Origin of the sequence: Marivita lacus (genome assembly GCF_014637725.1) — a bacterium.
Classification (GTDB): domain Bacteria; phylum Pseudomonadota; class Alphaproteobacteria; order Rhodobacterales; family Rhodobacteraceae; genus Marivita; species Marivita lacus.
The window spans coordinates 130527-154063 of sequence record NZ_BMFC01000004.1; the positions used below are offsets into that span (position 1 = coordinate 130527).

The 23537-nt window shown below is 64.4% G+C and carries 23 protein-coding genes; 10 read left to right on the forward strand and 13 right to left on the reverse strand.

Annotated features, from left to right (window positions below; genetic code table 11):
- Positions 1–115 precede the first annotated feature (115 nt).
- The 3 genes from IEV82_RS10465 to purD all read right to left on the reverse strand — a co-directional run bounded on the left by IEV82_RS10465 (position 116) and on the right by purD (position 2951).
- A complete protein-coding gene (locus IEV82_RS10465) occupies positions 116–1033 on the reverse strand; it encodes a DMT family transporter (RefSeq protein WP_229747753.1) in 918 nt (305 codons plus the stop codon).
- Positions 1034–1096: 63 nt separating this feature from the next.
- The gene (locus tag IEV82_RS10470; protein ID WP_188481979.1) at positions 1097–1690 is read right to left on the reverse strand and encodes a LysE/ArgO family amino acid transporter; all 594 of its coding nucleotides are present in this window, start codon (positions 1688–1690) and stop codon (positions 1097–1099) included.
- On the reverse strand, positions 1683–2951 hold the full coding sequence (gene purD / locus IEV82_RS10475) for a phosphoribosylamine--glycine ligase (RefSeq protein WP_188481980.1): 1269 nt from the start codon (positions 2949–2951) through the stop codon (positions 1683–1685). The genes IEV82_RS10470 and purD overlap by 8 nt, the downstream gene beginning before the upstream one ends.
- A gap of 75 nt (positions 2952–3026) precedes the next feature.
- Here purD and xseA point away from each other — a divergent pair, with 75 nt between their 5' ends.
- The 4 genes from xseA to IEV82_RS10495 all read left to right on the forward strand — a co-directional run bounded on the left by xseA (position 3027) and on the right by IEV82_RS10495 (position 8224).
- Positions 3027–4577 carry an exodeoxyribonuclease VII large subunit gene (xseA, locus tag IEV82_RS10480; protein WP_188481981.1) on the forward strand — a complete coding sequence of 517 codons (1551 nt, stop codon included), beginning with the start codon at positions 3027–3029 and terminating at the stop codon, positions 4575–4577.
- Between the two features lie 97 nt (positions 4578–4674).
- Positions 4675–5487 (forward strand): TIGR00282 family metallophosphoesterase, encoded by an 813-nt coding sequence (locus tag IEV82_RS10485; RefSeq protein WP_188481982.1) that lies wholly within the window; start codon positions 4675–4677, stop codon positions 5485–5487.
- A gap of 10 nt (positions 5488–5497) precedes the next feature.
- Positions 5498–6421: a DMT family transporter gene (locus IEV82_RS10490; RefSeq protein WP_188481983.1), complete on the forward strand. Its 924-nt coding sequence runs from the start codon at positions 5498–5500 to the stop codon at positions 6419–6421.
- A gap of 87 nt (positions 6422–6508) precedes the next feature.
- On the forward strand, positions 6509–8224 hold the full coding sequence (locus IEV82_RS10495) for an SLC13 family permease (RefSeq protein WP_188482142.1): 1716 nt from the start codon (positions 6509–6511) through the stop codon (positions 8222–8224).
- A 46-nt stretch (positions 8225–8270) separates the two neighbouring features.
- On the opposite strand, the gene IEV82_RS10500 is transcribed toward IEV82_RS10495, so the two are convergent.
- Positions 8271–9008, reverse strand: a complete 738-nt coding sequence (locus tag IEV82_RS10500; protein ID WP_188482143.1) for a glutamine amidotransferase — start codon at positions 9006–9008, stop codon at positions 8271–8273.
- A 122-nt stretch (positions 9009–9130) separates the two neighbouring features.
- Between IEV82_RS10500 and IEV82_RS10505 the strand changes: the two genes are divergently transcribed.
- Complete coding sequence (locus IEV82_RS10505; RefSeq protein ID WP_188481984.1) at positions 9131–9871, forward strand: YebC/PmpR family DNA-binding transcriptional regulator; 741 nt, start codon at positions 9131–9133, stop codon at positions 9869–9871.
- 78 nt (positions 9872–9949) lie between these two features.
- Here IEV82_RS10505 and IEV82_RS10510 read toward each other — a convergent pair whose 3' ends face one another.
- Both IEV82_RS10510 and IEV82_RS10515 read right to left on the reverse strand, forming a co-directional pair.
- Entirely contained in the window at positions 9950–10687 is a 738-nt protein-coding gene (locus IEV82_RS10510) for an FG-GAP repeat domain-containing protein (RefSeq protein WP_188481985.1), read from the reverse strand.
- A gap of 13 nt (positions 10688–10700) precedes the next feature.
- Positions 10701–11024, reverse strand: coding sequence for a 2Fe-2S iron-sulfur cluster-binding protein (locus IEV82_RS10515; RefSeq protein WP_188481986.1), 324 nt, complete (start codon positions 11022–11024; stop codon positions 10701–10703).
- Between the two features lie 227 nt (positions 11025–11251).
- On the opposite strand from IEV82_RS10515, the gene IEV82_RS10520 reads away from it, so the two are divergent.
- From IEV82_RS10520 to prpE, 3 genes are all read left to right on the forward strand, one after another.
- On the forward strand, positions 11252–11671 hold the full coding sequence (locus IEV82_RS10520) for an OB-fold nucleic acid binding domain-containing protein (protein ID WP_188481987.1): 420 nt from the start codon (positions 11252–11254) through the stop codon (positions 11669–11671).
- A 42-nt stretch (positions 11672–11713) separates the two neighbouring features.
- A complete protein-coding gene (locus tag IEV82_RS10525) occupies positions 11714–12229 on the forward strand; it encodes a peptidoglycan-binding domain-containing protein (protein ID WP_188481988.1) in 516 nt (171 codons plus the stop codon).
- 232 nt (positions 12230–12461) lie between these two features.
- Entirely contained in the window at positions 12462–14354 is a 1893-nt protein-coding gene (prpE, locus tag IEV82_RS10530) for a propionate-CoA ligase PrpE (protein WP_188481989.1), read from the forward strand.
- Positions 14355–14532: 178 nt separating this feature from the next.
- Here the strand turns inward: prpE and IEV82_RS10535 are convergent, their stop codons facing one another.
- From IEV82_RS10535 to IEV82_RS10565, 7 genes are all read right to left on the reverse strand, one after another.
- The gene (locus IEV82_RS10535; protein ID WP_373285206.1) at positions 14533–15927 is read right to left on the reverse strand and encodes a Do family serine endopeptidase; all 1395 of its coding nucleotides are present in this window, start codon (positions 15925–15927) and stop codon (positions 14533–14535) included.
- A gap of 226 nt (positions 15928–16153) precedes the next feature.
- Positions 16154–16345: a DUF2065 domain-containing protein gene (locus IEV82_RS10540; protein WP_229747754.1), complete on the reverse strand. Its 192-nt coding sequence runs from the start codon at positions 16343–16345 to the stop codon at positions 16154–16156.
- Positions 16342–17373, reverse strand: coding sequence for a protease modulator HflC (gene hflC / locus IEV82_RS10545; RefSeq protein WP_188481990.1), 1032 nt, complete (start codon positions 17371–17373; stop codon positions 16342–16344). The genes IEV82_RS10540 and hflC overlap by 4 nt, the downstream gene beginning before the upstream one ends.
- A complete protein-coding gene (hflK, locus tag IEV82_RS10550) occupies positions 17373–18557 on the reverse strand; it encodes an FtsH protease activity modulator HflK (protein ID WP_188481991.1) in 1185 nt (394 codons plus the stop codon). Before hflK ends, hflC begins: the two co-directional genes overlap by 1 nt.
- 68 nt (positions 18558–18625) lie before the next feature.
- Positions 18626–20065, reverse strand: a complete 1440-nt coding sequence (locus tag IEV82_RS10555; protein WP_188481992.1) for an FAD-dependent oxidoreductase — start codon at positions 20063–20065, stop codon at positions 18626–18628.
- Between the two features lie 127 nt (positions 20066–20192).
- The gene (gene rpiA / locus IEV82_RS10560; RefSeq protein WP_188481993.1) at positions 20193–20975 is read right to left on the reverse strand and encodes a ribose-5-phosphate isomerase RpiA; all 783 of its coding nucleotides are present in this window, start codon (positions 20973–20975) and stop codon (positions 20193–20195) included.
- Between the two features lie 123 nt (positions 20976–21098).
- The gene (locus IEV82_RS10565; protein WP_188481994.1) at positions 21099–21275 is read right to left on the reverse strand and encodes a hypothetical protein; all 177 of its coding nucleotides are present in this window, start codon (positions 21273–21275) and stop codon (positions 21099–21101) included.
- Positions 21276–21439: 164 nt separating this feature from the next.
- Here IEV82_RS10565 and IEV82_RS10570 point away from each other — a divergent pair, with 164 nt between their 5' ends.
- Both IEV82_RS10570 and IEV82_RS10575 read left to right on the forward strand, forming a co-directional pair.
- A complete protein-coding gene (locus IEV82_RS10570) occupies positions 21440–22150 on the forward strand; it encodes a glutathione S-transferase family protein (RefSeq protein ID WP_308420422.1) in 711 nt (236 codons plus the stop codon).
- Between the two features lie 2 nt (positions 22151–22152).
- A complete protein-coding gene (locus tag IEV82_RS10575; RefSeq protein ID WP_188481995.1) occupies positions 22153–23526 on the forward strand; it encodes an L-serine ammonia-lyase in 1374 nt (457 codons plus the stop codon).
- Positions 23527–23537: the final 11 nt, after the last annotated feature.

A 23537-nucleotide genomic window follows, 5' to 3' on the forward strand; every position in this document is an offset into this window, starting at 1 on the left:
GTTTGTCGTCCCGGATTGTGACCAATTTTGGAACCAATCCCGGTTTTTTGCGGGACTCGAAACAATGCGGGCTCAAAGCTGCCCGGAATGGGGCGCAGCTTGTCGCAAGGTCACCCTAACCCTTTGTTTCATTGACCAACGGCGTGCGGTGCGACTTGCGCAGCCGGGCCTCGCGCCATGTGATGAAGATCACCGATGCCATGATTATGCCACCTCCAAGGATCACCCACGGATCCGCCGGTTCACCGAAAAACGCCATGCCCAGAAGCACCGACCACACCAGTTGCAGAAAGGTCACCGGCTGGGTCACCGTCACGGGAGCCGCCGCAAAGGCCAGCGTCATGGTGTAGTGACCCGCCGTTGCAAAACAGGCCACAGCAGAAAGCACCGCAAGGTCGGCAAGGCTGGGCGTGACCCAGACCGCGAAGGCGAAGGGCGCCAGACCGATGGTCACCGTGATCGACAGCAGCGCCACCACCATGCTTGCCGGGAGTTCGCCCGACACGATCTTGGCGATCAGGTAGCTGCCGGCGAACAGAACGGCAGTGCCCAGCATCGCGATATGGCCAAGGTCCAGTTCTCGGAAACCCGGCCGCAGGATGATCAGCGACCCGATCAGCGCCGCGATCACCGCCAGCACCCGCCGCAGCGCCATCCGTTCACCCAACAGGAAGACGGCAAGGATCGAGACATAGACCGGGTTGAGGTAATTCATCGCCGTCACCTCGGCGATCGGGATGCGCGTCATGGCAAAGAACCACAGGATCACGCCCAGCGAATGCACAAGGCCGCGCAGGGCGAACAGCTTTTTCTGCCGCGTGGTCAGCGTGATCGCCATCAATTCGCGCCAGACCGGGATCAGGAACACCAACCCGATGACGTAGCGCAGGAAGGCCGACTCGGCTGCAGGGATGCGTTCGCCCAGCGTCTTGACCAGCGCGGTCACCGCCACAAAACACAGCCCTGTCACGATCATCCAGAAGATGCCTCTGACCGGATTGCCGCCGCTGATGTCTGCCGGGGGTGCCTTCATGCCCATACTGGAGCGCAAGGCGCAGGGATGTGCAAGGGGGCGCTTGGTCGGATATGCAGCCGCCTACATCAGCAGCAGCTTGACCGCCAGCGCCAGCATCGTCACGCCCACGATCACGTCGAGGACCTGCCACGCCCTCGGCTTGGCAAAGAGCGGAGCAAGCAGCCGTGCGCCATAGCCCAGCCCAAAGAAGTACAGGAAACTGGCCGCCGCAGCCCCGCCCCCAAAGGCGATCGTGTTGTCATATTGGGCAGACACCGCGCCGAGCAGCACAACTGTGTCCAGATAGACATGCGGATTGAGCCAGGTCAGCGCGAGGCAGGTCAGAACCGCAACCCGCAGCGATCCGGCGGGCTGTGCCATCTCTTGCGTCTGCCCGCCGCGCCATGCCGCTTGCAGCGTGCGGATGCCGTACCACGCGAGGAACGCCGCCCCGAAAAGCCGCATGAAGACCTCGAGCCCCGGCAGCGCATCGCTCAGCGCGCCGAACCCCGCGACACCCGCCACGATCAGCAACAGGTCCGAGACCGAACAGATCAAACAGACGGCAAAGACATGCGCCTTGAGCAGGCCCTGCCGCAGGACAAACGCGTTCTGCGCACCGACCGCGAGGATCAGGGAAAAGCCAAGCGCGAACCCGGCAAGCGCGTCAGTCACTCAAGGCCCGCCAGCCGATATCACGACGACAGAACCCTTCGGGCCAGTTCACCTGATCGACCATGCCGTAGGCCCGGTCGCGCGCCTCCTGCAGCGTCGCGCCCCGCGCAGTGGCGTTCAGAACGCGGCCACCCGTCGCGGTGATCTTGCCGTCTGCCTCGGTCGTGCCCGCATGGAACATCATGTGGAAACTGTCCTCGGGCAATCCGTCCAGACCGCCGATCACGCTGCCCTTCTCGTAAGTGCCGGGATAACCCTCTGTCGCCAACACCACGGTCATCGCGTGGTCATCGGCCCAGTTCACATGGGCCTCGGCCAGACGCCCCTCGGCGCAGGCATGCATCAGGTCCACCGCCTGCCCGCCCAGCCGCATCATCAGCACCTGGCACTCCGGATCGCCGAACCGGACATTGTATTCCACCAGCCGGGGCTGGCCGTCTTCGATCATCAGACCGGCAAAGAGGATGCCCTGAAACGGCGTGCCGCGCCGTGCCATTTCGGCCATTGTCGGCTTGATGATCTGCTCCATCGCCTTTTGCGTGACCGCATCCGTCATCACCGGTGCGGGCGAATAGGCGCCCATGCCACCGGTGTTGGGGCCGGTGTCGCCTTCGCCCACGCGCTTGTGGTCCTGCGCGGTGCCGATGGGCAAAACGTCGGTGCCGTCGCACAGCACGAAGAACGACGCTTCCTCGCCCGTCATGAACTCCTCGATCACCACCTCGGTGCCCGCACCGCCGTACGCCCCGCCGAACATGTCGTCGATGGCGGCTTCGGCCTCGGCCACGGTTTCGGCGATGATCACGCCCTTGCCAGCGGCCAGCCCGTCGGCCTTGACCACGATGGGCGCGCCACGCTCCCGCACAAAGGCCCGCGCGCTGGTCGCGTCGATGAAGTGACCATAAGCAGCGGTGGGGGCGCCCGCCGCGACGCAGATCTCCTTGGTGAAGCTCTTGGAGGCTTCCAGCCTGGCCGCCTCGGCGGACGGGCCGAACACCAAGAGCCCCGCGTCGCGCAGCCTGTCCCCGACCCCGGCGGCCAGGGGCGCTTCGGGGCCGATGATGATGAAATCAATCGAGTTTTCCTCGGCGAAGGTGACCACCGCGCCGCCGTCCTCGATATCGAGCGACGCACATTCCGCAATCATCGCGATGCCCGCATTGCCGGGCGCCACGATCAGCCTGTCGCATTTGGGGTTCTGCAACGCGGCCCAGGCCAGCGCGTGTTCGCGCCCGCCACTGCCAAGGATGAGAATGTTCATGGCGCACGCTCCGTCTTCACCTTCGGTTGCGCGCGTTCTAGGGTCGGTCCGACTGAAGCGCAAGCGAGGCGAGCCGTGTCCGACCTGATCGACGATCCCCGTCCGGGGCAGAACCTGCCGGAATATTCCGTGTCCGAAGTGTCGGGCGCGGTGAAGAAGACGCTGGAGGACCAGTTCGGCCGCATCCGCGTGCGCGGCGAGGTGGGGCGCGTGTTCACGGCGCGGTCGGGGCATCTCTATTACGACGTCAAGGATGACCGGTCGGTGCTGGCCTGCACAACGTGGAAAGGTCAGGTGTCACAGCTTTCGGTGGTGCCCGAGGAAGGGCTCGAAGTGGTTGTCACAGGCCGCATGACGGCGTTCGGCGGGCAGTCCAAGTACAATCTCAACGTCGATGAGGTGACCGTCGCCGGTGAAGGCGCACTGATGGCGATGCTGGAAAAGCGCAAGAAGGCGCTGGCCGCCGAAGGTCTGTTCGATCCGGCGCGCAAGCAAAGGCTGCCCTACCTGCCGGACGTGATCGGAGTGATCACCTCACCCTCGGGGGCGGTTATCCGCGACATCCTGCACCGGCTGCGCGACCGCTTTCCGCGCAAGGTGCTGGTCTGGCCGGTGGCGGTGCAGGGCGCGGCCTGCGCCCCCGAAGTGGCCCGCGCGATTGCGGGGTTCAATGCGTTGTCGCCTGGCGGTTCCCTGCCCCGGCCCGACCTGCTGATCGTGGCGCGTGGCGGGGGCAGCATCGAAGACCTCTGGGGCTTCAACGAAGAAATCGTGGCGCGCGCCGCTGCGGCGTCGGAGATCCCGCTGATCTCGGCCGTGGGGCACGAGACCGACACGACGCTGATCGACTTCGTGTCCGACCAGCGGGCACCGACTCCCACGGCTGCGGCGGAAATCGCGGTGCCGGTGCGGCTTGACCTGCTGGGCTGGGTCGGGGACCAACAGGCGCGCATGACCCGCGCAGTGTCGCAGCGGATGCAGACCCGTGACCAGCGCCTGCGCGATCTGGCGCGCGCCCTGCCCCGGCCCGACAGCCTGCTGTCCGGCCCGACGCAGCGGCTCGACCTGATGGCCGACCGCCTGCCGCGTGCTCTGACCCGATCGGTGGACCTCCGGCGCGGACGGCTCATCGAGGCGGCCGCGTCCCTGCGCCCATCCTTGCTGGCTCGTGCGCTGGCCGAGCAACGGCGGCGGTTCGACCAGAGCGCCACACGACTGGCCCCCGGCCTTGCCCGCGTCGTCGACACCAAGCGCGAGGCGCTGGCGCGTCGTGCCGACCGGCTGTCGGTCAAACCGATCGAGCGTGATCTGGCGGCCAAGCGCGACCGGCTGGAGGCACTGAACCGGCGTCTTTCGGGGGCGGGACAGGCGCAGCTCAAGGACTGGGGGTCGCGGCTGACGGCGCTGGACCGGCTGCGCGAAACCCTGGGCTACAAGGAAACGCTCAAGCGCGGCTATGCCGTGGTGCGGGGCGATGGAGCTGTCGTGACGACGCAGAAGGCGGCCCAAGCAGCAACCGCGCTCGAGATCGAGTTTGCCGACGGGCGCATGACCGTGGGTGCGGCAGGGTCCAAACCCGCAACCAAACCCAAGCCGAAACCGCCGCAGCAGGGTTCGCTGTTCTGAGAGTCGGGCAGGGTTCAAGCCGCGTTTCAAAACTCGGTGCCGCGCGCGACCGGTTTGACCCTTTGCTTTCCCGCGATGCCGCTCTAATCCTCTGTCCATGAGAACACTTTTTCTGGGCGACATCATGGGCCGCGCGGGGCGTGCCGCCATCACCGACCGGTTGCGCGGCCTGCGCAACCGGCTCAAGGTGGATTTCTGCGTGGTGAACGGCGAAAACGCCTCGAGCGGCGTCGGCCTGTCGGGTGAGCATGCCAAGGCGCTGCTGGATGCGGGCGTCGATTGCCTGACGCTGGGCGATCACGCGTTTGATCAGAAGGACATGCTGGCCTTCATCGAGACCGAGTCCCGCGTTCTGCGCCCGTTGAACTTTGCCAAGGTCGCGCCCGGTCGGGGTCATCGCCTCTTCACCGATGCGCGGGGGCGCAAGATCCTCGTGCTTCAGGTGCTGGGACAGGTGTTCATGAAGCGCGCCTTCGACGATCCCTTCTCGGCGGTCGATGCGGTGCTGCGCGCGCATCCCTTGGGCGGTCAGGCGCAGATGGTCCTCGTGGACATGCATTGCGAAGCCACATCGGAAAAGATGGGCATGGGCCATTTCTGCGATGGTCGCGCCAGCCTTGTCGTGGGCACCCACACCCATGTCCCCACCGGCGACGCCCAGATCCTGCCCGGCGGCACCGGCTACCTGACCGATGCGGGCATGTGCGGCGACTACAATTCGGTGATCGGCATGGACAAGGTCGAACCGATGCGCCGCTTCGTGACGGGCATGAGCAAGGGCCGGTTCCAGCCCGCGCTGGGAGAGGCCACGCTGTCGGGCGTGCTGGTCGAAACCGATGACCGCACCGGCAAGGCGACCGCCATCCACATGATCCGCGATGGCGGACGGCTTCAGGCCAGCGCGCCGTGAAAGCCGTGACATGACACGCGCCCTGCCGCTGATCGTCCTGATCCTTGCGGGGGCGGCCTGGGGCGCGACACAGCCGCTGGCCAAGACCATCGTGAGCGAGGGGTACCGCCATTTCGGCATCCTGTTCTGGCAGATGGGCCTTGGCGCGGCTGTTCTTGGCCTGATCTGCGTGCTGCGCGGCAAAGGCATGCGCTTTGGCAGGCGCGACCTGACGCTGTACCTTGTGCTGGCGCTGATCGGATCGGTCCTGCCCGGCATCGCGTCCTATTCGGCGGCGATCCACCTGCCCTCGGGGGTGCTGTCGATCCTGCTCAGTTCGATCCCGATGCTGGCCTTTCCCATCGCGCTGGCCTTCGGGCTGGAGCGGTTCCGCTGGCGCAGGTTGGCGGGGCTCAGCCTTGGCTTTGCCGGCATCTGCCTGCTGATCCTGCCCGAGGCCAGCCTGCCCGCCTCGGTGCCGGTGATCTGGGTCTTCATCGCTCTGATCTCGTCGCTGTTCTATGCGCTGGAAAGCAACGTGGTGGCGCGCTGGGGCCTGAACGGTCTGGACCCGGTGCAGGTGCTCTGCGGCGCATCCCTGGTGGGCACCGCGATCACCCTGCCGCTGGCGGTGGTGACCGGCCAGTTCATCGACCCGCGCGGGCCGTGGGGAGCGCCCGATCTGGCCCTCATCGCCTCGGCGCTGGTCCATGCGGCGGCCTATGTCGCCTATGTCTGGCTGGTCGGGCGCGCAGGCGCCGTGTTCACCGTGCAGGTCAGCTATTTCGTGACGCTCTTCGGCGTGACCTGGGCCATGCTGTTTCTGGGCGAGACCTATTCGCCCTATTTCTGGGCGGCGTTGGCGGTGATGCTGGCCGGGCTGGCGCTGGTGCAGCCGCGCCCCAAGACAGCCCTTGTCCCGCCACTTCAACCCGACCAGAGTGAGGCAGCCTGACATGAAGGACGCACCGACGTGCTCACCGCGCTGATCGACCTGGACCAGACATCACAGGCCCTGCTGGCCCTTGGCACCGTCGTGGTGATGTTCGCGCTCTTCGTGCGCGAAACCTACCCGACCGAGGTGGTGGCCATCGGTGGCGTGGCGTTCCTGCTGGCGACCGGAGTGCTGCCCTATGGCGACGCGCTTGCGGTCCTGTCGAACCCCGCGCCCTGGACCATCGCCGCGATGTTTCTGGTCATGGGGGCGTTGGTGCGCACCGGGGCGCTGGCCGCCTTTACCACCGCCGCGCAATCGGCGGTCGAGAAGCGCCCGAAACGCGCCATGGCGGGCATTCTGGGTGTGGTCATCGTGGCCTCGGCCTTCATGAACAACACCCCCGTGGTGGTTGTGATGCTGCCGCTTTTCGTGCAATTGTCCAAGACGCTAGGGCTTGCCCCGTCGAAACTGCTGATCCCGCTCAGCTATGCGGCGATCCTCGGCGGCACCCTGACGCTGATCGGCACCTCGACCAACCTGCTGGTGGACGGCGTGGCGCGCGCACAGGGGCTCGAGCCGTTCTCGATCTTCGAGGTCACACCGCTGGCAGTGGTGCTGATCGCCTGGGGAATGTTCTACCTTTGGGTGTTCGGACGGTTCCTGCTGCCCGAACGCACCAGCATGGCGGGCATGCTGTCGGACCGGTCCAAGATGAAGTTCTTCACCGAGGCTGTGATCCCCCCCGACAGCAACCTGATCGGGCGCGAGGTGCAGGGCGTGCAGTTGTTCAAACGCGACGGGGTACGCCTGATCGACGTGGTGCGCGGCGATGCCTCGCTGCGGCGCAACCTCGAGGGGGTGACCCTTCAGGTGGGCGACCGCGTGGTTCTGCGGACCCAGATGACCGAACTTCTGAGCCTGCAGAACAACAAGGAACTGCGCCGCGTCGACCAGCTTTCGGCGGTCGAAACCACCACGGTCGAAGTGCTGATCACGCCGGTCTGCAAGATGGTGGGCCGCCGCCTTGGCGCGATGCGGCTGCGGCGGCGCTACGGGGTTTACCCGCTGGCGGTGCACCGGCGGAACCAGAACATCGGTGGGCAACTCGACGAGTTGGTGGTGCGTGTGGGTGACACGCTGCTGCTCGAAGGCGCGCCCGAGGACATTCAGCGCATGGCCGAGGAACTGAACCTTGTGGACGTGGCCAAACCCTCGGCCCGCGCCTACCGCCGCAGCCATGCGCCCATCGCGATTGCCGCGCTGGCCGGGCTGGTGCTGCTGGCAGCCTTTGGGGTCGCGCCGATCCTCGCGCTGGCGATCATCGCGGTGGCGGTGGTGCTTCTGACGAAATGCGTCGATTCCGACGAGGCGTTTTCATTTGTCGAAGGCCAGCTTCTGGCACTGATCTTTGCCATGCTGGCCATCGGTGCGGCGCTTGAGGCGTCCGGCGCGGTGACCCTGATCGTCGAGGGGGTGGCCCCCTACCTGATGAACCTGCCGCCCTGGACCATCGTCTGGCTGATCTATCTCATGACCAGCGTCCTGACTGAACTGGTGAGCAACAACGCGGTCGCGGTCGTGGTCACCCCCATCGCCATAGGCCTCGCGCAGACCATGGGCTTCGACCCGAGACCGCTTGTCGTGGCGGTGATGATCGCGGCCTCCTGCGCCTTTGCCACACCCATCGGATACCAGACCAACACGCTGGTCTACGGGCCAGGCGGATACGCGTTTTCGGATTTCCTCAAGGTTGGCGTGCCGCTGAACCTGACCGTGGGCATGCTGGCCTCCGCGCTGATCCCGATGATCTGGCCATTGTAAGCCCGCCGATGCGTCGACGCATCGGGCGTTTCCGTCGACGGAAGCGTCACCCGCCATAACGCGCCACGAACCGGCGCAGGATTTCCACGGGCACGGTCACATCGCTCGCGTGACACATGGCGATCAGGTCATCGGCGGTTTCGGGCGCGAAATAGCCCTTGTGGCGATAGATGCGGATGCGCGCCTCGAAGACGCCCGCATCGGCCTCGGGATGAAACTGCGTCGCATAGACATTCTGGCCGTAGCGGATCATCTGGTAGGGGCACGGATCCGACGCCAGCAGGTGCGTGCAGCCCTCGGGCAAATCCTGCACCGCCTCCTTGTGCCCGACAAAGGCATCGAACGCCTGCGGCAGATCTGCCACCAGCGGATCATCAGCGCCGTCGGCGGTCACCCGGCAGGTCACCGGGCCAACCGGCTCGCCATACCGGCGTTTTGACACCTCGGCCCCCAGATGATGGCCGAGGATGCCGATACCATAGCAGCACCCCATGAAGGGCAGGTCGCGGCCGGTGATCTCGGGCATGAGCGACAAGATTTCTGCCTCGATCCGCGCCTCCACCGGGTCCTTGCCCGCCGGATCGTCCGACACGCAGCCCGGTCCGCCACCGACGATCACCCCGGCATAGTCGTCAAGCTGCAGGTCCTCCGGCAGCGGCTGCCGGTCCAGACAGATGCGGTGCACGCGGTCCTCGGACAGCCCGCCCTTGGACAGGAACGCGGCGAACTCGCCATCGCTGGCCTCGGCCTCGGGGCGCAGTTGCAGGATCAGGAACGGTTTCATCCCGGTGACATATCCAAAGCGCCCCCGCGCGCAAAGCACGAAAACGCAACTTGCTCCCGCCCCCGCCTCTGCGCTAAAGACGCGCGAAACTTTCGACATCCGAACATCAAGGACATGTACCAATGGCCGGCCATTCCAAATGGGCAAACATCCAGCACCGCAAGGGCCGTCAGGACAAGATGCGCGCCAAGCTGTTTTCCAAGTTCTCCAAGGAAATCACCGTCGCCGCCAAGATGGGTGACCCCGATCCCGACAAGAACCCGCGCCTGCGTCTGGCGATCAAGGAAGCCAAGTCCAACTCCATGCCCAAGGACAACATCGAACGCGCCATCAAGAAGGCGTCGGGCGGCGAGGGCGAGGATTACGAGGAAATCCGCTACGAGGGCTATGGCCCCGGTGGCGTCGCTGTGATCGTCGAGGCGATGACAGACAACCGCAACCGCACCGCGTCAAACGTGCGCTCCACCTTCACCAAGGCGGGCGGCAACCTGGGCGAAACAGGGTCGGTCGGGTTCATGTTCGACCGCAAGGGTGAAATCACCTATCCCGCCAGCGTGGGCGACGCCGACACGGTGATGATGGCCGCGATCGAAGCCGGGGCCGAGGACGTGGAGACCACCGAAGAAGGCCACGTGATCTGGTGCGCCGACACCGACCTGAACGAGGTCGCCACCGCGCTCGAGGCCGAATTGGGCGAGTCGGATTCGACCAAGCTGGTCTGGAAACCCACCACCACCACCGAGCTCGATCTCGACGGCATGACATCGCTGATGAAGCTGATCGACGCGCTGGAGGATGACGACGACGTGCAGCGCGTCACCGCCAATTTCGAAGCCAGCGACGAGGTCATGTCTCAGCTTTGACATGTGCGCCAAGGGCGGTCGACCGCCCTTGGCTGCATTTTCGAAAATGCAGCAAGCGCCTTCGAAGGCGCTTTCCGCTCAACAGCCCAGCGCGCGCTCCAGAGCCTCGGCGCTGTAGGACCCCAGCGCCCGCCGTGTGAGCGACGTGCCATCGAAGCGCACCGCCACAACCTCGGACCAGCCGCCATCCGCCAGCACCAACTCCGGCCCCTGCCCGCAGTCACGCAGGCCGCCCGCGATGTAATCCCAGCCGATGCGGTGATTGCTCAGACCGTCGAGCGAGGCCACTTCGGTCATCCGTCCGCGCCCGTCCGAAAGCGGCGCATAGCGCCAGACCCGCAGCACCTTGGCCAGATGGGGCCGATCCACATAGGCCAGCTCCACAGCGCCATCGCCATCCAGATCGGCAATCGCCACCGGGGCCAGCCAGCGGAACCGCGTGCCGATATGCGGCGTCGCGGCCAGCTGCACCAGCGCGCCGTCGACCAGACCCCAGACCGCGAGCCGTGCGCCTTGGGTCTCGTGGCTTTCGATGGTCACCACCTCGGGGGCGCCATCGCCATCCACATCGACCACACGCGGCGCGAGGTCTTCGAACACGATGTCCTGCGCCCAGCGCACCGCGATCTCGCGCCCGTCGCTCAGCCGCACCGCGAGCGTATCGTACTCGATGTCATCGCCAAGGACATTGTGCGGATAGCGCGTGGTCGGCCCGTCGTAGCGCGCCGACACGATCTCTTGCGCCGCGACCTGCGTCGCCATCCCAAGAGCAAGCGCGAGGCCCACACCGCGGGCAAACCAGGCCCGTACACACATCACGTGCCTCGTCTCAGATCTGCTTTTCGGGCATCTGGACCACAAGGCCGTCCAGCGCATCGCTGACTTTGAGCTGGCATGTCAGGCGCGACCGCTCGGGGTTCGGCTCATAGGCAAAATCGAGCATGTCCTCTTCCATGTCTTCCTTCGGCGGCAGCTTGCCGACCCAGTCGGGATGCACGTAGACATGGCAGGTCGAACAGGCGCAGGCCCCGCCGCAATCCGCCTCGATGCCCGGAATGCCGTTGTCGCGCGCGCCTTCCATCACGGTCAGCCCGTTGGCCACGTCCACGACATGCTCGGTGCCGCCATGCTCAATATAGGTGATCTTTGCCATTACAGCGCTCTCCGTCTGATAAATCGTGTCTTACCTAGTCTGGCTCAGTCAAACCCGCCAGCCCCTTTTGACCTCAAATTGGTGTCAGGCCTTTAGCGGTCCGAAAAGACAGGCTTTTCCGACCCTCCCGAGGGTCTGAACGAACAAGAGATGGGCAGGGCATGAACAGCGCGTGGCATGTGGGCGCAGAGCTTGCGCGCGCCTGCAGTTGTTCTATGTTTGTTCACATGCGTATCGTCACCCCCCGCCCCGCCCAGACCGACTGGCCCCGTCCGCCATCCTGCCTGCGGGCCGACCAGTTGCGCCTGCCGCCTGACGGCGCGCGGATCGCGGTGGCGGGGCTCGTGATCCTGCGGCAGCGGCCCGGCACGGCCAAGGGTGTGATCTTTCTCACACTCGAGGACGAGACCGGCACGGTGAACATCATCGTCTGGCGCAAGCTCTATGAACGTTACCGCCGCGCGGTGATCGCCGGGCGGATGCTGCGCGTGACCGGACGGCTGCAAAGCGAAGGCGACGTGATCCATGTCATCGCCGAGGTGATCGAGGACATCTCGCCCCTGCTGGACCAGCTTCTGGCCCCCGCGCCGGAGGACTCTGCAGAGGATCGACCAGAGGCGCTTTCACGAGGCCCGCAAACAGGCTAGACTGCGCCCGAGCAGAAACAGTCAAACAGGCGCACATTCTCCGTGACCCCCCTCCCGTCAACGATCCGGGCATTGTGGGCCGTGGCCTTGGCCACCCTCGCAGCCTGTTCCGGACCGCTGCCCTTGGGTGAGGATGCCGCCACCCCGCCGGTGCCCGATTTCGCCTCGGCGCAGATCGCCCCACCCCCCGGCGTCAATCCCGACGGCTGCTGGGTACGCGACATAGCCCCGGCCGAATTGGAAACCGTCACCCGTCAGATCGAGGTCGCGCCCACGCGGTTCCGCACCGAAACGGTTCAGGTGATCAAACGCGAACGGCAAGAGCTGATCTTCGAGACCCCCTGCCCCGATGCGCTGACCCCCGATCTGATCTCGACCCTGCAACGGGCACTGGACGCACGCGGGCTGTACCGGGGTCCTGTCACCGGGGTGATGGATGTCCGCACCCGGCAGGCCGTGCGCCGCTACCAGTCGGGCCGTGGCCTGCCCAGCGGGCTTCTGTCGATCCAGTCGGCCCGCGGCCTCGGGCTGCTGGCGACACCGCGCGACCAGCTTTGAGCGCGGCGACTCGGGACAGGCAAGTTTGCACAAAGGGGTTTGCAACTTTGCAAAATCGACATTTGGCAAAAGAAACTCTGCATAATGGGGCGAGGTTTGCAAAAGTTTGCAAGATGGTAGCGCCGGAACTGCAAAGTTTTTGCGGCCTTCTGCCGCGCGATTGATCCAGAAGCTTGCCGCAGCGCTGCGCGCGGCGTACCCCAAAGGTCACAGGTCACAGGAGGAGATCGGGATGGGCTATCAAGAGGTCTACGAACGCTGGAAAACCGACCCGGAAGGGTTCTGGATGGAACAGGCCGAGGCGATCGATTGGGACCGCAAACCCAGCAAGGCGCTGTTCGACAAGGGCAACGACCTGTACGAATGGTTTGCCGATGGCCTGACCAACACCTGCTGGAACGCCGTCGACCGCCATGTCGAGGCCGGGCGCGGCGGACAGGTGGCGATCATCCATGACAGCCCGATCACCGGCACCCTGCACAAGATCACCTATGCCGAACTGCGCAACCGCGTGGCCCGCCTTGCCGGAGCGCTGCGCGCCAAGGGCATCGAAAAGGGCGACCGGGTCATCATCTACATGCCGATGGTGCCCGAGGCGCTGGAGGCCATGCTGGCCTGCACCCGGCTTGGCGCGGTGCATTCGGTTGTGTTCGGCGGGTTTGCCGCCAACGAACTGGCGGTGCGCATCGACGACGCCAAGCCCAAGGCGATCATCGCCGCGTCCTGCGGGCTCGAGCCGGGGCGCGTGGTGCATTACAAGCCGCTGCTGGACGGGGCCATTGATCAGGCCACCCACAAGCCCGACTTCACCGTCATCTTCCAGCGCGAGGAAGAAGTGGCCCATCTCGAAGAGGGCCGCGATTTCGACTGGCACGGCTTCCAATACGGGGTCGAACCAGCCGAGTGCGTGCCCGTCGAGGGCAACCACCCGGCCTATGTGCTCTATACCTCCGGCACCACGGGCGCACCCAAGGGCGTGATCCGTCACACGGGCGGGCATCTCGTGGCGCTGAACTGGTCGATGAAGAACATCTACAATGTCGATCCCGGCGACACGTTCTGGGCCGCGTCCGACGTGGGCTGGGTCGTGGGCCACAGCTATATCTGCTACGCGCCCCTGATCCACGGCAACACCACAATCGTATTCGAGGGCAAGCCCGTGGGCACGCCCGACGCCGGCACGTTCTGGCGGGTGATCTCGGAGCACAAGGTGCGCAGCTTCTTCACCGCGCCGACGGCGTTCCGCGCCGTCAAGCGCGACGACCCCAAGGGCGAGTTCCTCAAGCAATACGACCTGTCCTGCCTGAACGCGATCTATCTTGCGGGTGAACGCGCCGATCCCGACACGATCGAATGGGCGATGAACGTCACCGGAAAACCGGTCTATGACCATTGGTGGCAGACCGAAACCGGCTGGACCATCGCGGGCATGCCTGCGGGGATCGAAAAACTGCCGGTCAAGATCGGCTCTCCGTCGGTACCGATGCCGGGTTACGACGTGCAGATCCTCGACGAGGCCGGACACCCCCTGCCGAATGGTGAACTGGGTGCCATCGCGGTCAAGCTGCCACTGCCTCCGGGCACGCTGCCGACACTATGGAATGCCGAGGACCGGTTCCGCAAATCCTACCTGTCGCGCTTCCCCGGCTATTACGAGACCGGCGACGCGGGCATGATCGACGAGGACGGATATCTCTACATCATGGCGCGCACCGATGACGTGATCAACGTCGCGGGCCACCGCCTGTCCACAGGCGGCATGGAAGAGGTGCTGGCAGCGCATCCGGACGTTGCGGAATGTGCGGTGATCGGCGTTGGCGACGCGTTGAAGGGCCAGCTGCCGATGGGGTTTGTCTGTCTCACCAAAGGCGTGGACCGGCCGCACGAGGAGATCGTCAAGGAATGTGTGAAACTGGTGCGGGACAAGATCGGACCGGTGGCGGCGTTCAAGCTGTGCGCCGTGGTGGACCGTCTACCAAAGACCCGGTCGGGCAAGATCCTGCGGGCAACGATGGTCAAGATCGCCGACAGTGACGAATTCAAGCTGCCCGCGACGATCGACGATCCGGCGGTCCTCGACGAGATCAAGGTGGCGTTGCAGGGCATGGGCTACGCCAAGGGGTAAGAACGGCGGATGCGTTGACGCATCCGGTTTTTCCGTTGACGGAAAAAACCGCGCCTGCGGCGCGCGTGAGGGCTCTGCCCTCACACTCCCGAGGTATTTTTCAACCAGAGAAGACCGGTCAGTCAAAAGGAAAGGGCGCCTCGTAGGGCGCCCTTTGTCGTGATCGTTTATGGAAGGCTCATTCGGCGTCGGCGATGTTCAGCGCGACGAAGCGGGGATCGCCAGCACGGCGCACCAGCAGAAGGATCGACTTGCGGCCTGCCTCTTTCGCCTCTGCGATCCGGTCTTCGAGATCGGTCAGAGCCAGCACCGGCGACTGACCTGCTTCGGTGATCACGTCACCTGCGCGCAGACCCTTTTCGAACGCCTCCGTGGTTTCGTCCACATCCATCACGGCCAGACCCTTGGCGGTTTCTGGCAGTTCAAGCTGTTCCCGGATCTCGGTGGTCAGCGGGCTGAGCGTGAGACCCATGAGATCCATAGACTGCGGCGTGTCTTCGACGTCGGGTCCGGGCTGCGATGCCGGTACGGAACTTTCGGCCTCTTCGCGGCGACCCAGTGTGACCATCAGCGTCTGGGTTGCACCATCGCGGTTGATGACGACACGGACGGCCTTGCCGACCTCGGTGTTGCCGACCTGGCGCACGAGACCCCGTGTGTCTTCGACATCACGGCCATCGAAGCTGATGATGACATCACCCGCCTGCAGACCTGCGTCCATAGCCGGACCTTCCGGCACGTCGGAAATGAGCGCGCCCTCGGCAGACGCCAGACCCAGCGCTTCGGCCATGTCTTCGGTCACGTCCTGAATGCGCACGCCAAGCCAGCCACGGCGGGTTTCGCCGAATTCCTGAAGCTGATCGATCACACGGGTGACGACATTGGACGCCATCGAGAAGCCGATGCCGATGGAACCGCCATTGGGCGACAGGATCGCGGTGTTCACGCCGATCACGTCACCGTTCATGTTGAACAGCGGACCACCCGAGTTGCCGCGGTTGATGGCGGCGTCGGTCTGGATGTAATCGTCATAGGTGCCGCTGAGCGCGCGGTTGCGGGCGGACACGATACCTGCGGATACAGAGAACCCCTGCCCCAGCGGGTTGCCCATGGCCATGACCCAATCGCCGACGCGGGCGGTGTCACTGTCGCCAAAGGTGACGAATTTCAGAGGTGTGTCGCTTTCCACCTTGAGCAGCGCGATATCGGTGTTCGGATCGGTGCCGACGATCGTTGCGGGCAGTTCGAAACCTTCGAAGAATTCGATCAGGACCTCATCCGCGCCTTCGATGACGTGGTTGTTGGTCACGATATAGCCGTCTTCGGAGATCACGAAACCCGATCCCAGCGCCGAGGAGCGGCGGGGGCGATCACCCTCGCCGTTGCGGTCCTGGAAATCACGGAAGAAATCCTCGAAGGGGGAGCCTTCGGGGACGATGCCCTGCGGGCCGGTGCGGCCTGCCACGGTTGTGGATGTGGTGATGTTGACCACCGCCGGGCTGATCTTTTCGGCGAGGTTCGCAAAGCTTTCCTGCGCCTGCCCCATCAAGGATTGTGCAACGATGAGGATCATGGACAACGAGGTCAGCCAGAACATGCGCAGCGGCGTGCTCTGGTCCCGTTGAATGGTTTTTGCCTGAGAGGTCAAGGGAAACTCCTTCGTCTTTGGTGCGGTTCAGCGCCCTGCACCTGTCTGTCATGCCTTCAATGTAGGTGCGCGGACGCAACACGCAAACAGGAAAGCTGCAGATCAAGTGCATGTGACTTGAACGTGAAAGGGGACGCCGGGTTCCGGTCGGTCAAAAGCTCTGCAATATCCACAACATGGCCACGCCGGTGGCCAGAGAGGAGACGCCGATCAACCGCCGCATGTCCAGCGGCATGGCGCGCATCGCCTCAAGCATGCGCTCCAAAAGCGAAGGGGCCAGCGCATAGGCCAGCCCCTCGATGATCATTACAAGCGCCAGCCCGTGGATCACGGTCTCGATCAATTGGTCGCGTCCTCGGCCGGAGCCTGGTTTTCCAGCTCCTCTTCCAGACGTTCACGCTCGGCTTCGGGCAAGTTCGGCGAAATCGTCGCCTCGGGCGCCATGTCCCGCAGGCGTTCCATGTCGAACTCCTGTTCCTCGATCCGGCCCAGCCCCTCGGCGCGGATGGCACCGAACATCTGGCCAAGAAACTGGCTTTCCGGCGAGAAGACCAGCGTGGAATTGTCCTTGTTCAACGACCGTTCCATCGCCGCGAGCGACCGATAGAAGCCAAAGAACTCGGGGTTGGACCCATAGGCTTCGGCATAGATCTGGTTGCGTTCGGCATCGGCCTCACCTTGCGTGATGCTGGCTTCCCGCCGCGCGTTGGACACTGTTTCGACCACGGTCCGGTCGGCAGCCGCACGCACCCGCTGAGCGGCTTCGTTACCGCGGGCGATTTCGTCGGCCGCTTCGCGTTCACGTTCGGCTCGCATCCGGGCAAAGGTCGCTGCAAGGTTCTGTTCCGGCAGGTTGGTCTGCTTGAGGCGAACGTCGACGATTTCCAGTCCGAGACCGGCCGCGCTTGTGCGGGCCTGGTCGCGGATGCGCAGGGCCAGATCACGCCGCTGCGGCGACAGGATGGTGTCTGAGGTCACCTGGTCGGCACCCAGAACTTCGCGGATCTGGGCGTTGAGAACCGAGGACAGACGATCTTCAGCAACCCGTGTGCCGCCGATGCCGACAGCCTGACGGAATTGCACCACATCAGCGATCCGGTAACGGGTGAAGGCATCGACCACGAGACGGCGGTCATCGGACGGCGTGACCTCGATCGTGTCGGTATCGAGCGACAGGATGCGGCCATCATACCGCACGACTTCCTGGATCACGGGGATCTTGAAGTTGAGGCCTGGCTCTTCAATGACTTGCTTGATCTGGCCGAATTGCAGGACAAGCGCCTTTTCGCGTTCATCGACGATGAAAATCGACGACAGCACACCGACAAGGGCAATAACGCCGATCGGAAGAAGGAAAGCGGATTTACGCATCAGTTCGACCCTCCCGTGCTGGTCTGGCCGGACCGGCGCAGTTCATTGAGCGGCAGGTAGGGCAAGACGCCCTGCCCGTTCGAACTTCCGGCTTCGTCGAGAAGGATTTTGTCCATGTCTCCCAATGTCCGTTCGATTGTCTCGAGATAGAGGCGCCGTTGTGTGACTTCCGGTGCCTCATTGAATTCCTGAGCCACAGCGATAAAGCGGCTGGCTTCACCGATCGCCTCGTTGACGACACGCGCCCGGTAACCTTCGGCTTCTTCGAGGATCTGGGCGGCAGCGCCGCGCGATTCGGCGAGAACGCGGTTTGCATAGGCATCCGCCTGACGCTGCAAGCGGTCGCGTTCCTGTTCGGCAGCCTGCACTTCACGGAAGGCGTCGATCACTTCGCTGGGCGGATCGGCCGTATCGAGGTTGACCCGTACGACAGTGATCCCGCTTTGGTATTCATCCAGCGTCGACTGGATGTTCTCGCGCGCGGTGTCGGCGATCAGGCCACGGTCGCGGTTGAGGATCGGCGCCAGGTTGGTTGCCGCGATGATTTCCCGCATCACCGCCTCGGACACCGCCTGCACGGTCACTTGCGGATCCCGCAGGTTGAACAGAAGCTTTGCGGGATCGCTGATATTCCAAACCACCTGGAAATTGATGTCCACGATGTTGGCATCCGTGGTCAGCATCAGACCATCGCCGCCGACACCGCCACGACCGCCGCCGCCGATGTTTTCGGTGCGTTCAGACGTGACGTTCACTACCTCGGCGGTCACGAATGGCCAAGGCGCAAAGTTCAGGCCCGGATTGCCGGTAGAAGAATATTCGCCAAGGAAAAGCTCGACCGACTGTTCTTCGGGACGCACGGTGTAAAAGCTCGAAAACGCCCAGAGCGCGACCAAGCCCAGCGCGGCCAATCCGACCGTGCCGCGCGTCAGCTTGAAGCCGTCGCCGCCGTCGCCGCCGCCAGAGCCATTGCTCCCGCCATTGCCGCCACGGCCCCCCATCAGAACGCGCAGGCGCTCCTGGCCCTTTCTCATCAACTCGTCAATTTCGGGAATCTGCGGTTGGTTGCCGTCACCGGGACGCCGCCCTCCCCCATTGTTGCCGCCGCGCGGGCGATCGTCGCCACGGTCTCCACCGTTGTTGCCGCCACCGCTGCCCCACGGGCCGCCACTGTTACCTGCCATCTCGTCTCTTCCCCTCTCGGATCATTCCGTCTTTCGTTACTGCATACCTGTGGGCAAAGCTTGGAAATTCAAGCCGTGCGCATCGGTTTGCGCATGGTCACGATTTCTTCAGACATGGTCGGGTGAACCGCGACCGTGCGGTCGAAATCCTCTTTTGTTGCGCCCATCTTGATCGCGATGCCCGCCATCTGGATCATCTCGCCCGCACCGGGCGCGACGATGTGACAGCCCAGAACCTTGCGGGTTTCCTGGCTGACGATCAATTTCATCAGCACGCGGCTGGGTTTGTTGGCAAAAGCGGTCTGCATCGGCCGGAACGAGGTGCAATAGACCTCGATCGGTTCCTGGTCGCGCGCCGCTTCCTCGGTCAGGCCCACGGTGCCCAGTTCGGGCTGGGTGAACACCGCCGACGGGATCAGCGCGTGATCGACCGGGGTCGGATTGCCGTGGAAGACGGTCTCGACAAAGGCCATCGCCTCGCGGATCGCCACGGGCGTGAGGTTCACGCGGTCGGTCACGTCGCCGATGGCATAGACCGAGGGCACCTTGGTCTGGCTGTACTCGTCCACCTCGATCGCGCCGCCACGGCGCAGGGTGATGCCCAGATCCTCGAGCCCCATGTCGTCGCTGTTGGGGCGGCGTCCGGTGGCCAGCAGGACGCGGTCGAACACCTTGATCTGTCCGTTGGTCGATTTGACGCGCACCGGCCCATGCTGCGGCGCATCCTTTTCGGGCAGGGCAAACTTCTTGGCCTCGACTGGAACATCAAGCCCAACTTCGTCTTCGCCCTCGTAGCCTTCCATTTCGACGATATTGGTGCCGGTGTGCAGATCGACGCCCAGATCGCGCATGGATTCCGCGATCAGGCCCCGCGCTTCTTCGTCAAAGCCGCGCAGGATCTGCGCACCGCGATAATATTGCGTCACTTCCACGCCCAGCCCGGCAAGGATGCAGGCGAATTCACACGCGATATAACCGCCACCGATGATCAGGATGGATTTCGGCAGCGTTTCGAGGTGGAAAATATCGTCGGACACGATCGCCAGCTGAGCGTTCGGCAGGTCGGGACGGATCGGACGTCCACCCGTGGCGATCAGGATATGCTTGGCGGTGACCGTCTCGCCGGTCGACAGTTCAACCGTGTGGGGGTCTTTCAGCCGCGCGCGGGCATCGTAGGTGGTCACCCCCGAGTCCGCGAGCAGCTTGCGGTAGACCCCTTCGAGCCGGTCCAGTTCCTTGTTCAGGTGGCCGGAAAAGGTCGGCCAGTCGAAACCCCGGTTCACCATGTCCCAGCCATAATGCGTGGCCTCTTCGACCATTCCGCCATAGCCGCTGGCGAAGACCATCAGCTTTTTGGGCACGCAGCCCCGGATCACGCAGGTGCCGCCATAGCGGTCTTCTTCGGCCAGAGCGACCCTGGCCCCGGCCTCGCCTGCTGCCACGCGCGCCGCGCGCACGCCGCCAGAGCCGCCGCCAATCACAAAAAGATCGTAATCGAATGTGCTCATGGTCGGTTCCTTCTGATTGCGGGCTGAGATATTTCATATGCCGGCAGGGAAAGCCAGAGAGCGGCACCGCATTTCATGTGATGCGATGCCGCGCGCTGGGACATGGAATTCGGGGCGAAGTGCGGGGTCAGATGTCTGAAAACAGATTCTCGCTCTCGGCAAGGTCGATGCGATCTTCGCTGACCGTGCCTTCATTGATGTCGCGGGTTTCGACTCGGCCATCGCTGTAGCCGATGATCACCTTGTCGCACAGATCGACGAACAATCCGTTTTCCACCACGCCCGGCATCTGGTTCAGCGCCATGGCCAGTTGGCGGGCATTGCCGATCCGGCTCAGGTGCAGATCGAGGATGTGGTTGCCCTCGTCGGTGACAAAGGGCTTGCCCCCGTTCATCCGCAGGGTGATGCGACGCCCCATCACGTCGGCCGAGACCAGCAGTTCCTCGACCAGCATCTGGGTCGTGGTCCAGCCAAAGGGCACCACCTCGATCGGCAGGGGAAAAGCGCCCAGAGTGCCCACTTCCTTGGCGGCGTCAGCGATGATCACCACCTCTTCGCTGGCGGCTGCGACGATCTTTTCGCGCAGGAGCGCGCCACCGCCACCCTTGATCAGGTTGAGATCACCGTCGAATTCATCGGCCCCGTCGATGGTGATGTTGAGCGTTCCGGCCTCGTCCAGTGTGATCACCTCGATCCCGAGGTCGCGCGCCAATTGGCCGGTGCGCGCGGAGGTCGGAACACCCTTGATGCGCAGGCCTTCGTCGCGGACGCGGTCGCCGAGGTGGCGCACCAGCCATGCAGCGGTCGATCCGGTGCCCAGCCCGACGCGCATGCCGTCCTCGACCATGCCTGCCGCACGCTTGGCAGCGACGAACTTGGCCTTGTCGATGGGCGACAGATCTCCGGTCATGGGACGGCTCCTCGGGCAGTGCTGTCGCAACTTATAGGACGTCGCGCGGCGCGGTGCGAGACAGAATTCATACGGAAAGGATGCGCCAGCGCGACTATGTCAGCCGTGTCGCCCGCTGTTGGCCTAGCGATCCGCCTCTGCCAGATCGTTGGAGGGCACGGGCGGCAAGGGCTGACTGTCCACCACGGGCACCTTGGGCATCATCACCGGATAGGCCATCGCCATCTGTGGCACAAAGGCCCACAGCACGATTGTCAGCAGCGCGAGGCCCCAGGCCAGTCGGTCAAGATAAGTCGTCATCAGCAGTCCTTTCGCATCCTGTCTGCCAAACCCGTGCAGCTGTGTTGCAGCGTCTTTGCAGCAAATGAGCCAACATCCTGACCCACGCGGGTAAAGACCCGGTTAAGCGCATCGCTTTTTCGCTGCCACGCGCCGCTTTCGCTGCTTTCGACCGGAGCGTGCCGTTGTACATCTGGCGCATGAGCCATGTCCTGCATTACGCGCCCGACAACGCATCCCTGGTCGTCCGGCTGGTGCTGGAGGAATTGCGCCTGCCCTACCGCACCGCACTGGTCGACCGCAGCGTTTCGGCGCAGCAGGGTGCCGCGTACAAGCGCCTGAACCCGGTGGGGCGCATCCCGGCGCTTGAGACGCCCGACGGCCCGATCTTCGAGACCGCCGCGATCTGCCTGTGGCTGGCGGACCGGCACCGAGAGGGTGCCTGCCTGTCGCCGGACCTGACGGACCCGCAGCGCGGCACGTTTCTGAGCTGGCTGTTCTTTCTGTCCAACACCGTTCATGCAGAGATGCGGATGCTGTTCTACCCCTCGCTGGTCGCGGGGACAGATCCGCAGATGCAAGCGGTTGTGAGCCAAAAGACACAGGCCTCGCTGACCGGGCATTTCGATCTCTTGAACGACGCCCATGGCAACAGTGATATCGATGTGACACTGTGTCATTTATACCTGTCGGTGCTGCTGCGCTGGCCCGCCTTGTATCCGGTGGCAGGGGATCGCAGCTGGTTCGACCTTGGCCGTTGGCCCAACCTGCATGTCCTTGCCCGGCGGATCGAAGCGCGCGAGAGTGCGCAGGCCGCCGCTTTGGCCGAAGGGCTGGGGCCGACACCGTTTTCCAATCCACACCCGGCCACGCCACCTGAAGGGAGCGCGCTTTAATCATGTTTCTGTCCGTCTTCGACATGTTCAAGGTCGGGATCGGCCCGTCCTCGTCCCACACGATGGGCCCGATGGTCGCCGCCGCGCGGTTCCTCGACCAGCTGCGCGCCGCCCCGTTCAGCGCCTCCGGGGTCAAGGTCTCGCTGCATGGCTCGCTGGCCTTTACCGGGGTCGGCCACGCCACCGACCGCGCGACGATCCTTGGCCTGGCCGGGTTCCTGCCGGAAACCTACGACCGCGACGCAGCGAATGCGGCGCTGGACCGGATCAGAGACACCAAGACCGTCGAACCCGAGGGTATGCCCGCGCTGCGCTTTGATCCACAAACCGACCTGACCTTCAATTTCGGCCCCAACCTGCCCGGCCATGCCAATGGCATGATCCTGAGCGCGACCGACGCCCAGGGTGACGTGATCCTGCAGGAGACCTTTTATTCCATCGGCGGCGGTTTCGTGATGACACAGGCCGAGCTGGACGCAGGAAAAGACACCGATGACGGCCCGCGCGTGCCCTACCCGTTCAAATCCGCTGCCGAAATGCTCGAGATGGCCAAGGCGTCGGGACTGAGCATTGCCGAGATGAAGCGCGCCAACGAGCTGTCGCGCCGCTCTGCCGCAGATCTGGATGCCGGGATGCGCCGCCTGTGGCAGGTGATGACCGATTGCATCGACCGGGGGCTGGAAAACGACGGCATCCTGCCAGGCGGACTGAACGTGAAACGCCGCGCCAAGGGCATTCACGAGAAACTGCTGGCCGAGCGCGGCATGAACCTGACGCCGCCGCACACGATCAACGACTGGATGAGCGTCTACGCGATGGCGGTGAACGAGGAAAACGCCGCCGGGGGTCAGGTGGTGACCGCGCCCACAAATGGTGCGGCGGGCGTGGTGCCTGCGACGCTGCGCTATTACCTCGACCATGTGCCGGGCGCGACCACGACGCGGGTGCCGGACTTCCTGCTGACGGCGGCGGCCATCGGCGGGTTGGTCAAGTTCAACGCCTCGATCAGCGGGGCCGAGGCCGGGTGTCAGGCCGAAGTGGGCAGCGCCAGCGCGATGGCCGCAGCGGGGCTGTGTGCCGTGCTGGGCGGATCACCCGAACATATCGAAAACGCGGCCGAGATCGCGCTGGAGCATCACCTTGGCATGACCTGCGATCCGGTCAAGGGGCTGGTTCAGGTGCCCTGCATCGAACGCAACGGGCTGGGCGCGATCAAGGCAGTCAGCGCCGCGAGCCTTGCCCTGCGCGGCGACGGCACCCATTTCGTACCGCTTGATTCGGCGATTGAGACCATGCGCCAGACCGGGGCCGACATGCACGAGAAGTACAAGGAAACGTCGCTGGGCGGCTTGGCGGTGAACGTTCCGAACTGCTGATCGCCGCGCAA